This window comes from Streptomyces sp. NPDC002671 (assembly GCF_053592475.1).
In genome coordinates this window covers 566,006-577,544 of sequence record NZ_JBSFVU010000001.1, presented here as the reverse complement: position 1 = coordinate 577,544, position 11,539 = coordinate 566,006, and the positions used below count along the sequence as shown (strand labels likewise).

Annotated in this window: 7 protein-coding genes; 6 read left to right on the top strand and 1 reads right to left on the bottom strand. The window is 71.8% G+C overall.

Features of this window, described 5'->3' with window-relative positions; translation table 11 throughout:
• Nucleotides 1–71: 71 nt before the first annotated feature.
• Both ACWD35_RS02430 and hflX read left to right on the top strand, forming a co-directional pair.
• A complete protein-coding gene (locus ACWD35_RS02430) occupies nucleotides 72–1,559 on the top strand; it encodes a M1 family metallopeptidase (protein WP_451349251.1) in 1,488 nt (495 codons plus the stop codon).
• Between the two features lie 159 nt (nucleotides 1,560–1,718).
• Entirely contained in the window at nucleotides 1,719–3,212 is a 1,494-nt protein-coding gene (hflX, locus tag ACWD35_RS02425; RefSeq protein WP_451349250.1) for a GTPase HflX, read from the top strand.
• Between the two features lie 71 nt (nucleotides 3,213–3,283).
• Here hflX and ACWD35_RS02420 read toward each other — a convergent pair whose 3' ends face one another.
• Nucleotides 3,284–4,510: a trypsin-like serine peptidase gene (locus tag ACWD35_RS02420; RefSeq protein ID WP_451349249.1), complete on the bottom strand. Its 1,227-nt coding sequence runs from the start codon at nucleotides 4,508–4,510 to the stop codon at nucleotides 3,284–3,286.
• Between the two features lie 475 nt (nucleotides 4,511–4,985).
• Here ACWD35_RS02420 and ACWD35_RS02415 point away from each other — a divergent pair, with 475 nt between their 5' ends.
• The 4 genes from ACWD35_RS02415 to ACWD35_RS02400 all read left to right on the top strand — a co-directional run bounded on the left by ACWD35_RS02415 (nucleotide 4,986) and on the right by ACWD35_RS02400 (nucleotide 11,524).
• Nucleotides 4,986–6,473: a diaminobutyrate--2-oxoglutarate transaminase family protein gene (locus tag ACWD35_RS02415; protein ID WP_451349248.1), complete on the top strand. Its 1,488-nt coding sequence runs from the start codon at nucleotides 4,986–4,988 to the stop codon at nucleotides 6,471–6,473.
• A gap of 148 nt (nucleotides 6,474–6,621) precedes the next feature.
• Nucleotides 6,622–8,580: an IucA/IucC family protein gene (locus tag ACWD35_RS02410; protein ID WP_451349247.1), complete on the top strand. Its 1,959-nt coding sequence runs from the start codon at nucleotides 6,622–6,624 to the stop codon at nucleotides 8,578–8,580.
• A 63-nt stretch (nucleotides 8,581–8,643) separates the two neighbouring features.
• Nucleotides 8,644–9,354: a GNAT family N-acetyltransferase gene (locus ACWD35_RS02405; protein WP_451349246.1), complete on the top strand. Its 711-nt coding sequence runs from the start codon at nucleotides 8,644–8,646 to the stop codon at nucleotides 9,352–9,354.
• A 193-nt stretch (nucleotides 9,355–9,547) separates the two neighbouring features.
• Nucleotides 9,548–11,524 carry an ATP-dependent DNA helicase gene (locus tag ACWD35_RS02400; RefSeq protein ID WP_451349245.1) on the top strand — a complete coding sequence of 659 codons (1,977 nt, stop codon included), beginning with the start codon at nucleotides 9,548–9,550 and terminating at the stop codon, nucleotides 11,522–11,524.
• The last annotated feature ends 15 nt before the right edge of the window (nucleotides 11,525–11,539 follow it).

The window sequence follows — 11,539 nt, the reverse complement described above, 5'->3', positions numbered from 1 at the left end:
GGCCAACCCGTTCGGGTGGGCCGGAAGCGCGTCGCCGCCGGGGGGCGCGTGCGCGCTGGTAGCGGTGGTGCATGCTGCTCAACTCCCGCCCTCGGCCCAGGCCCAGGCTCCTCCGGCGCCGGAAGGCGGCCCTGCTCGCCTCCGCCGTCTCCGTCTGCCTCCTCGCCGCCGGTGCCCCGGCCGAGCCGCTGGGCATCGGCGACCGGCTGTTCCCGAACCTGGGCAACCCGGGATACGACGTGGCGTCGTACGACCTGTCCCTCACCTATCCCGGCACGAACGACAAGCCGCTCCAGGCCGTCACCACCATCGACGCCCGGACCACCACCCAGCTGGACCGCGTCAACCTCGACTTCGGGCACGGCACCGTCGAGTCCGTCGAGGTCGACGGGCACCCAGCGGACTTCGCCACTGCCGGTGAGGATCTCGTCGTCACGCCGGCCCACCCCCTGCCGCTCGGCAGCTGGACCCGGATTACCGTGCGGCACACCAGCGACCCCGTCACCGCCAAAGGCCAGGACGGCGGCTGGGTGCGCACCTCCGACGGGCTCGCCATGGCCAACCAGGCCGACGCCGCCCACCTGGTCTTCCCGTGCAACGACCACCCGTCCGACAAGGCGAGGTTCACCTTCCGGATCACCGCCCCGAACGACTACACGGTCGTCGCGAACGGTCTGCCCACGGGTGCGGAACGAGTCGGCCCCACCACCACCTGGACGTACCGCACCCAGCACCCCATGGCCACCGAACTCGCCCAGGTGTCCATCGGCCGCTCCGCCGTCCTGCACCGCGACGGACCGCACGGACTGCCCGTCCGCGACGTCGTGCCCAGCGGCGACCGCAAGGCTCTCGAACCCTGGCTCGCGAAGACGCCCGACCAGATCGCGTGGCTGGAGAGCAAGGTCGGTCCTTACCCGTTCGAGACGTACGGCCTGCTCATGGCCCAGGCCGCCACCGGGTTCGAACTGGAGACACAGACCCTCTCGCTCTTCGAGAAGGACCTGTTCGCCGAGCCCGCCTACCCCAAGTGGTACGTCGAGTCGATCATGGTGCACGAGCTGTCCCACCAGTGGTTCGGCGACAGCGTCAGCCCGCGCAGCTGGTCCGACGTGTGGCTGAACGAGGGGCACGCCACCTGGTACGAGGAGCTGTACGCGGAGGAGAAGGCGCACCGGCCCATGGAGGACCGCATGAAGGCGGCCTACGGCGTCTCCGACCACTGGCGCGAGACCGGCGGCCCGCCCGCCCTGCCCAAGCCGCCCGCACCCGGCCAGAAGATCAGCATCTTCCGCCCCAACGTCTACGACGGCGCCGCGCTCGTGCTGTACGCCCTGCGCCAGGAGATCGGCCGGGAGAGGTTCGAGCGCCTGGAGCGGATCTGGGTCCAGGAACACCGGGACTCCACGGCCGGCACCGCCGACTTCGTCCGCCTCGCCTCGGCCGTCGCGGGCCGCGACCTGACCGGCTTCCTCAAGGACTGGCTGTACGGCGAGAAGACCCCGCCGATGCCCGGCCACCCGGACTGGAAGACGATGGAAACGCCCGGACACGCCAAGTGACGGACCCGGAATAAGGCGATGACGAGACGGGCCGTGCCGTGCGACCATTTTCAGGTCGGCGCGGCACGGGACACGGGAATCTCCCGGGGTACTCGTGCGTTGTTCCCCATGAGCGCCGTATCGTCGCCGTAACGGCTCATTCATCGACGTAAGGATCCAATGACCTCCTCTTCTTCCCCTTCCCAGGACACCAAGCGCCTCGCGCACGCCTACCCCGAGGGTCTTCGGGCCGATGCCCTGATGGAAGAGGACGTCGCCTGGAGCTACGAGATCGACGGCGAGCGGGACGGCGACCAGTTCGACCGCTCCGAGCGCGCGGCCCTGCGCCGTGTCGCCGGCCTCTCCACCGAGCTGGAGGACGTCACCGAGGTCGAGTACCGACAGCTCCGCCTGGAGCGGGTCGTGCTCGTCGGGGTGTGGACCTCCGGCACCTTGCAGGACGCCGACAACTCCCTCGCGGAGCTGGCGGCCCTCGCGGAGACCGCGGGCGCGCTCGTGCTCGACGGTGTCACCCAGCGCCGCGACAAGCCCGACGCGGCCACCTACATCGGCTCCGGCAAGGCCCAGGAGCTGCGCGACATCGTGGTCGAGACGGGCGCGGACACCGTCATCTGCGACGGTGAGCTGAGCCCCGGCCAGCTGATCCAGCTGGAGGACGTCGTCAAGGTCAAGGTCATCGACCGTACGGCCCTGATCCTCGACATCTTCGCCCAGCACGCCAAGTCCCGAGAGGGCAAGGCGCAGGTCGCGCTCGCGCAGATGCAGTACATGCTGCCGCGGCTGCGCGGCTGGGGTCAGTCGCTGTCCCGCCAGATGGGCGGCGGCAAGGGCGGCGGCCTCGCCACCCGCGGTCCCGGTGAGACCAAGATCGAGACGGACCGGCGCCGGATCCGCGAGAAGATGGCGAAGATGCGCCGGGAGATCGCGGAGATGAAGACCGGCCGCGAGATCAAGCGCCAGGAGCGCAAGCGCAACAAGGTGCCGTCCGTGGCCATCGCGGGCTACACCAACGCCGGCAAGTCCTCCCTGCTCAACCGCCTCACGGGCGCGGGCGTCCTGGTCGAGAACGCCCTGTTCGCGACCCTGGACCCGACCGTCCGGCGCGCGGAGACCCCGAGCGGCCGGCTGTACACACTGGCCGACACCGTCGGGTTCGTCCGGCACCTGCCGCACCACCTGGTCGAGGCGTTCCGCTCCACCATGGAGGAGGTCGGCGACTCCGACCTGATCCTGCACGTGGTGGACGGCTCGCACCCGGTGCCGGAGGAGCAGCTGGCCGCCGTGCGCGAGGTGATCCGGGACGTCGGCGCCACCGCCGTGCCCGAGATCGTCGTGATCAACAAGGCGGACGCGGCCGACCCGCTCGTCCTCCAGCGGCTGCTGCGCGTCGAGAAGCGCTCCATCGCGGTCTCGGCCCGCACCGGCCTGGGCATCGACGAGCTGCTCGCGCTCATCGACAACGACCTGCCCCGGCCGTCGGTCGAGATCGAGGCGCTCGTGCCGTACACGCACGGCAAGCTCGTCGCCCGCGCCCACACCGAGGGCGAGGTGATCTCCGAGGAGCACACCGCGGAGGGCACCCTGCTCAAGGTCCGGGTGCACGAGGAGCTGGCGGCGGACCTGGCGCCGTACGTTCCGGCGCAGCTCGCCTGACCTCGTAGAACAGCCCGAAGGCCCGCCCCTCTCGCGAGGGGCGGGCCTTCGTCATGCCCGTGCCGGCGGTGTCACTGCCCGGCGAACTTCTTGCTCACCGACTGGTACACGCCCTTGGCCACCGGACCGAACCGGGGACCGGCCAGCCAGCCCGAAGTCACCGGGCCGATGGAGGTGTTGGACACCAGGGCCGGCTTGCCGTCCGAGCCCGTCTCCACCCAGCCGCCGCCGGAGGAACCGCCGGTCATCGTGCAGCCGATGCGGTACATCGTCGGGTCCGGCTTGTTGATCGACAGCCGGCCCGGCTTGTCCTTGCACTGGTACATCAGCTGGCCGTCGTACGGCGGCGCCGCCGGGTACCCGGTCGCCGTGATGCTCTGCACCTTCGGCACGGCCGGGGCGTCGAAGTTGACCGGCAGCGCGCCGCCGACGGTCTCCTCCAGCGACTTGCCGGCATAGCCCTGCTCCGGCGTCACGTGAATCACGGCGTAGTCGTACGAGGCCCCGTTCCCGCCGGTCTCCCCGCCCTGGTCGATCCACTGCTGGGACGTCTGCGCCCCGTCGGCCCACCAGACCCCGTACGGGGCGATCTCGGACCGGGTGGCGTGCTGCAGCTCGGCGGCCGACTTCCCCGCGTTGTTGTACGACGGCACGAAGGCGAGGTTGCGGTACCAGCCGCCCTTCTTGCCCGCGTGCACGCAGTGGCCCGCCGTCCAGATGAGGTTGGACTTGCCCGGGTGCGCCGGGTCCTCGACGACCGTCGCCGAGCAGACCATCGTGCCCTCGGGGGAGTCGAAGAAGACCTTGCCCGACGTGGCCGCGTTGGTGTGGTACGGCGGCGTCACCGTCTTCGCCTGCACCGGCTGCGGAGTCGGGTCCGTCACGCCCTGGTCACCGGAGATGTCGTTGTCGTCGACGCCCTTGTCCGGGTCGTTGGCGTGCCGCATCCGGTCCGGGTCCCACAGACCCTTGATGATCGGGTTGATGAAGTCGTTGGCCTCGCGCAGCCAGTCTTGCTTGTTCCAGTTCTTCCAGGCGCCGTTCTTCCATTTGTCGACGTCGATCCCGTGCTCCTTGAGCCGCTGCCGGAGGTCGTCCGGGATCTTGAGCTTGCCGTCGCTGGAGCCGCCCGCCGTCGCGGCGTTCGACGGCTTGCCGTCGGCGCTGTCGTCGCCGTTGCAGGCGGTGGCGGTCAGCGCCAGCGCCGAGGCGATGGCGACCGCCGCCAGCGCGGGGGAGGTCCTGCGCGACGCGCCCCTCCCTCGGCGAACGGTGAACGACGGCCGTATGGATCGCATGCTGTTGACTCCCCCTGCTGTGAAGGAAACTTGGCGCTAAGGCAACTTGGCGCTGCGGATGTGCCACCGGAGGCGAACTCATGGAGAGTTCACGCCGGTCTCACTCCCGTTTCGGGAACGGCATCACACACTATGCGGTCGCTGTGGGGGACTTCCGATGGAACGGCAACGGTTCGGCTACAGCCCGTGCGGACCGCCACCAAGGAGGACATCGTCCTCACCGCCGAGGACGACCCGGTGCCGGCCCAGGCCGCACGCGCCGGAGGTACTGGAACGTGGCACCGGGCCCGTAGCAGGTTCCGTCCTTCACGCGATCACCACGGGAAGATCACCCGATCCGGCAAAACTTCAAAGGATCTTGAAAAAACCCGTAACCCGGCGAGCCGTCCGCTGTTGGTAGCGCAGGGGGCCTGCTGCCCATGTCCCGGTCCCCGCGGATCAACTCGCCTCTGGAATGCGGGGAGGACAGCGAGCGGTGGCCGTGACCGAATCGGTGGCTGAAGGCGCGAACCGACGAGCGCGTGGTGTGCACGAGGGGATCCTGAGGCGCCAGTCGGCGCGCGAATCGGCCGCGCGCACCTACGCCCGGGCCCTGCCCATCGTGCCCGTGCGCGCGAGAGGACTGACCATCGAGGGCGCCGACGGCCGCCGTTATCTGGACTGTCTCTCGGGCGCCGGCACGCTCGCCCTCGGCCACAACCACCCGGTCGTGCTGGAGGCCATCCGCAAGGTCCTCGACTCCGGCGCCCCGCTCTCCGTCCTCGACCTGGCCACCCCGGTCAAGGACGCGTTCATCACCGAGCTGTTCCGCACGCTCCCGCCCGGGCTCGCCGAGCGCGCCCGCGTCCAGTTCTGCGGACCGGCCGGCACCGACGCCGTCGAGGCCGCGCTCAAGCTCGTCCGCACCGCCACCGGGCGCACCGGCCTCCTTGCCTTCACCGGCGCCTACCACGGCATGACCGCCGGTGCGCTGGCCGCCTCCGGCGGCGCCGGCGACGTACAGGTCACCCGGCTGCCGTACCCGCAGGACTACCGCTGCCCCTTCGGCGTGGGCGGCCCGGCCGGCGCCGAACTCGCCGCCCGCTGGGCCGAGTCCCTCCTGGACGACCCCAAGTCCGGCGTGCCCCAGCCCGCCGGGATGATCCTCGAACCCGTCCAGGGCGAGGGCGGAGTGATTCCCGCGCCGGACGACTGGCTGCGCCGCATGCGGCGGCTCACGGCCGACCGGTCGATCCCGCTGATCGTCGACGAGGTCCAGACCGGCGTCGGTCGGACCGGCGCCTTCTGGGCCGTCGACCACAGCGGCATCACCCCCGACGTCATGGTCCTGTCCAAGGCCATCGGCGGCAGCCTGCCGCTCGCCGTGGTCGTCTACCGCGACGACCTCGACGTCTGGCAGCCCGGCGCCCACGCGGGCACCTTCCGCGGCAATCAGCTCGCCATGGCCGCCGGCACCGCCACCCTCGCCTATGTCCGTGAGCACGGCCTCGCCGCGCGAGCCGCCGACCTCGGCGCCCGCATGCTGGCCCAACTCGGCAAATTCACCGCCGATTTCGCCTGCGTGGGGGAGGTGCGGGGGCGCGGACTGATGATCGGGGTCGAACTCGTGGAGCCGGAGGGGGCCCAGGCTCGGAGCGAGGGCCTCGCTGCCGGTGACCCCGCTCTTGCCCCGGCCGGGCCGGTGCCCGCCCGCATCCCGCGCCCCGCCGCGCCCGAACTCGCCGCCGCCGTGCAGCGGGAGTGCCTGGAGCGCGGCCTGATCGTGGAACTCGGTGGCCGTCACGCCGGTGTCGTCCGGCTGCTGCCTCCGCTGACCATCAGCGACGAGCAGGCGGCGGCGGTACTGGACCGCCTGACCGACGCCATCGCGGCGGTGGCCCGCGACCGCAAGGACCACGGCCCCCAGCAGGGCCATGGCCCACAGCGCCGCCGGCACGACGGACCTGCCGAAGGCACCGGCTAGCAGTCGTGCACAGGCCGCCACGCCACCGAGGCCGAGGCGCACGCCACGACCGGAGCCGCGTCCCCTCTCCACCACACCTCCTTGCCTCTCGACCGACACCGGCCCGTGTCCACACCCATCCGCCCGCACCACCACCCGAGGAGCCGTCTTGACCGCCACCCCCACACCCGACGGCCCTTCCGGCTCGCCCGACGAACAGGGAGACCCCGCGGGCCCCGCCTTTCCCGTGCCGCTCGCCGAGTCGGTGCCGCAGCAGAAGCGGCGCCATCCAGATGCCGCGTACCCGGCAGACCTCGGCGCCGACCCGACCGACCTGTTGGAGCACCCCGACGCCGACACCGCGGCCCAGGCCGCCGCCGCGGAGAATCTCCTCCGCTGCTGGGTGCGTGAGAGGAACCTCCCTACGCCCGCCTCCGGTGCCCTCCGTATCCCGCTGCCCGCCAGCGGCACCTGTCTGATCGCACCGATCCGCTACTGGTCCCCGACCGGCTGGCACCGCTTCGGGCCGGTGCGCCTCGCCGATGCCCCCGAAGCCGCCCCTCCCGTCGACGCCGTCACCCTCGCGGCCCTGCTGGCCAGGGAGACGGCCGGCAGCCCGGCCGGCAGCCCGGCCGGCACCGCCGGCGCCCCGCAGGCGACCTCCGCGGGCGACGGCGGCGACCTCGTGGCCCGGGTGGCCGACTCCCTCCGGCGCACCGCTGCCTTTCTCCGCGACCGGCGTGAGCACCCCGCCGACGGCCCCGATCTCTTCCTCGGCGCCGAGCAGGCCCTCCTGCTCGGCCACCCGCTGCACCCGACCCCGAAGAGCCGCGAGGGCCTGACCGAGGCCGAAGCCCGGCTGTACTCACCGGAGTTGCGCGGCTCCTTCCCGCTGCACTGGATGGCTGTCGCCCCCTCCCTGCTCGCGACCGACTCGGCCTGGACCGAGCGCGGCCGTCCGGTCCCCGCGGCCGACCTCGCCCGGCAACTCGCCGGAGTCGAACTGCCGCTGCCCGACGGGTACGCCGCCCTGCCCCTGCACCCCTGGCAGGCGCGCGAGGTCCGGCACCGGGAAGCCGTCGCCGCCCTGCTCGGCTCCGGACTCCTGCGTGACCTCGGCCCTTTCGGCGCCCCCTGGCACCCCACCTCCTCCGTACGCACCGTCCACCGATCCGGCACCCCCGCGACGCTGAAGCTGTCGCTGGGGCTGCGCATCACCAACTCCCGCCGGGAGAATCTGCGCAAGGAGCTCCACCGCGGAGTCGAGGTCCACCGGCTGCTGCGCGCGGGCCTGTTCAAGCAGTGGCAGGCCGTACACCCCGGCTTCGACATCGTCCGCGACCCGGCCTGGCTCGCCGTCGACGACCCGGACGGCCGGCCTGTGCCCGGACTCGACGTGGTGATCCGGCACAACCCGTTCGCCCCGGCCGACGATGTGAACTGCGTCGCCGGACTCGTGTCGCCCCGCCCCATCCCGGGCCCACGGGCGCCCGAGGACGCCTGGCCGGCCAAGTCCCGTCTCGCCCAGCTCGTCGAACGCCTCGCCGCACGCACCGGCCGTCCCGTCGGGGCCGTCGCCGCCGAGTGGTTCCTGCGCTACCTCCAGCAGGTGGTCCGCCCCGTGCTGTGGCTGGACAGTGAGGCCGGTGTCGCTCTGGAGGCGCACCAGCAGAACACGCTGGTCCTCCTGGACGGTGACGGCTGGCCCGTCGCCGGCCGCTACCGCGACAACCAGGGTTACTACTTCCGCGAGTCCCGGCGGGCCGAACTCGACGCCCGGCTGCCCGGAATCGGAGAGCGCAGCGACACCTTCGTCTCCGACGAGGTCACCGACGAACGCTTCGCCTACTACCTCGCCATCAACAACGTCCTCGGCCTGATCGGCGCCTTCGGCTCCCAGCGCCTCGCCGACGAGCGGCTGCTTCTTGCCGCCTTCCGCCGCTTCCTCGCCGACGTCGTCTCGGGACCCGATCCCCTGCGCACCTCGCTGCCCGGCCGTCTGCTCGACTCACCCGACCTGCGCTGCAAGGCCAACCTGCTGACCCGGCTGCACGGCCTCGACGAACTCGTCGGCCCCGTCGGCACACAGTCCGTCTACGTCACCATCGCCAACCCCCTTCATTCCTGAGCGAATTCCTGAAGTGCACCCTTGACACGCAACCCGGAAGCACATCCCCGAGAGGAGCGAACCGTGCCTCCCACCGACGCGAGCGCCGTCGCCGTCCCCGCCCGCCCGAGCTGCACCGGCCCCCGCACGGCCGACGGCAGCGAGGACACGCTGGACCTGCGCCTGCCCGCCGAGTTGGCGGCACTGTTCGCCGGGGAGAGGGCCGAGCTGCTCGACCGGCTCGACACCTGGGGGCCCATCGCCACGCCCGTCGGCCCCTTCGAGCTGGTGCCCGTGTCCGTCGAGCGCGACCTGCCGCTCGTCCACCGGTGGATGAACGACCCCGCCGTCGCCGCGTACTGGGAGCTGGCCGGACCCCGGGACCGGACGGCAAGCCACCTGCGGGCTCAGCGAGACGGAGACGGGCGCAGCGTGCCGTGCCTGGGCGTCCTCGCCGGCGCCCCGATGAGCTACTGGGAGATCTACAGGGCGGACCTGGACCCTTTGGCCCGCCACTATCCGGCCCGTCCGCACGACACCGGGATCCACCTCCTCATCGGCGGTGCCGCGGACCGGGGGCGGGGGCTGGGTTCCACCCTGCTCAGAGCCGTCGTCGGCCTCGTCCTCGACCGGCGCCCCGCCTGTGCGCGCGTCGTCGCGGAGCCCGATCTTCGCAACACCCCCTCCGTGGCCGCGTTCCTCAGTGCCGGTTTTCGGTTCGCGGCCGAGGTCGACCTGCCCGGCAAGCGGGCCGCCCTCATGATCCGGGACCGGGTCCCGAGCCACGTGTCGTAGCGCCGCGTGATTTTCCGTTCACAGTGAGTACGAACGGCGGGCCGGCGGTGTTCCCGCTCGCCGCGAACGAATCCGATCGGGTTTCTCCACCCGGTCCCGCCTCAGGAGTTCCGGCCGTGACCCCACCCCCTGCCCCCGCCTTGATCGCATCCATCGCCCGTTTGTCAGTGCCGGGCCGTAGGGTGGTCGGGCTATGACGAAGCCCTCCCTCCCCGAACTCCTGCATGCCGCCGTCGCAGCCGTCGGCGGCACGGAGCGCCCCGGCCAGGTGACCATGGCCGAATCGGTCGCCGAAGCGATCGACGACGGATCCCACCTGCTGGTCCAGGCCGGCACCGGCACCGGAAAGTCGCTGGGCTATCTCGTGCCCGCGCTCGCGCACGGAGAGCGGGTGGTTGTCGCGACGGCCACGCTCGCCCTGCAGCGCCAGCTCGTGGAGCGCGACCTGCCGCGCACGGTCGATGCCCTGCACCCGCTGCTGCGCCGCCGCCCGGAGTTCGCGATGCTCAAGGGCAGGTCGAACTATCTGTGCCTGCACCGCCTGCACGAGGGCATGCCGCAGGACGAGGAGGACGGACTCTTCGACCAGTTCGAGGCTGCCGCGCCCACGAGCAAGCTGGGCCAGGATCTGCTGCGCCTGCGCGACTGGTCGGACGAGACCGAGACCGGTGACCGTGACGACCTGACCCCGGGTGTCTCGGACCGGGCCTGGGCGCAGGTGTCGGTGTCGTCGAGGGAGTGCCTGGGCGCGTCGAAGTGTGCGTACGGCGCCGAGTGCTTCGCGGAGATGGCCCGCGAGCGGGCCAAGCTCGCCGAGGTCGTCGTCACGAACCACGCGCTGCTGGCCATCGACGCCATCGAGGGCGCCCCGGTGCTGCCGCAGCACGAGGTGCTGATCGTGGACGAGGCGCACGAACTCGTCTCCAGGGTCACCGGTGTCGCCACCGGCGAACTCACTCCGGGCCAGGTCAACCGCGCGGTGCGCCGCGCCGCGAAGCTCGTGAACGAGAAGGCCGCCGACCAGCTCCAGACCGCCGCCGAGGGCTTCGAACGGCTGATGGAGCTGGCCCTGCCGGGCCGCCTGGAGGAGATCCCGGAGGACCTCGGCTATGCCCTGATGGCGCTGCGGGACGCCGCCCGCACGGTGATCTCCGCGCTCGGTACGACCCGTGACAAGTCCGTGCAGGACGAGGACGCGGTCCGCAAGCAGGCGCTGGCCTCGGTGGAGACGGTGCACGACGTGGCGGAGCGGGTCCTGAACGGCTCGGAGTGGGACGTCGTCTGGTACGAGCGCCACGACCGGTTCGGCGCCTCGCTGCGCATTGCCCCGATGTCGGTGTCCGGGCTGCTCAGGGAGAAGCTCTTCGCGGACCGGTCCGTCGTCCTCGCCTCCGCGACCCTCAAGCTGGGCGGCGATTTCAACGGCGTCGGCGCGTCTCTGGGGCTCGGCCCCGAGGGCGTGGAGGGCGAGGACCTGCCGCAATGGAAGGGCGTCGACGTCGGCTCGCCCTTCGACTACCGCAAGCAGGGCATCCTGTACGTCGCCAAGCATCTGGCGCGCCCCGCGCGGGACGGCGATCGCGCCGACATGCTGGACGAGCTGACCGAGCTGATCCAGGCGGCCGGCGGCCGGACGCTCGGCCTGTTCTCGTCCATGCGGGCCGCCCAGCTCGCCGCGGAGGAACTGCGCTCCCGGATCCCCGAGTTCCCGATCCTGCTCCAGGGCGAGGAGACGCTCGGCGAACTGATCAAGAACTTCTCGGCCGATCCCAGGACGTGCCTCTTCGGCACGCTGTCGCTGTGGCAGGGCGTCGACGTCCCGGGTCCCAGCTGCCAGCTGGTCGTCATGGACAAGATCCCGTTCCCGCGCCCCGACGACCCGCTGATGAGCGCCCGCCAGAAGGCGGTGGAGGACGCGGGCGGCAACGGCTTCATGGCGGTGGCGGCGACCCACGCGGCCCTGCTCATGGCCCAGGGTGCCGGTCGTCTGGTGCGGGCGTCAGGGGACCGCGGCGTGGTCGCCGTACTGGATCAGCGGCTGGCCACCGCGCGGTACGGCGGGTATCTCAAGGCGTCGCTGCCCGACTTCTGGTTCACGACGGACCGCAACCAGGTGCGCCGGTCGCTCGCGGCGATCGACGTGGTGGCGAAGCAGGCGGAGGCCGGGTAACACCCCGGAACGCAC

What these genes read in the sequence shown, in the direction of transcription:
- ACWD35_RS02420 (WP_451349249.1), bottom strand. Translation starts at nt 4,510, where the DNA reads ATGCGATCCATACGGCCGTCGTTCACCGTTCGCCGAGGGAGGGGCGCG.
- ACWD35_RS02430 (WP_451349251.1), top strand. Translation starts at nt 72, where the DNA reads ATGCTGCTCAACTCCCGCCCTCGGCCCAGGCCCAGGCTCCTCCGGCGC.
- hflX (WP_451349250.1), top strand. Translation starts at nt 1,719, where the DNA reads ATGACCTCCTCTTCTTCCCCTTCCCAGGACACCAAGCGCCTCGCGCAC.
- ACWD35_RS02400 (WP_451349245.1), top strand. Translation starts at nt 9,548, where the DNA reads ATGACGAAGCCCTCCCTCCCCGAACTCCTGCATGCCGCCGTCGCAGCC.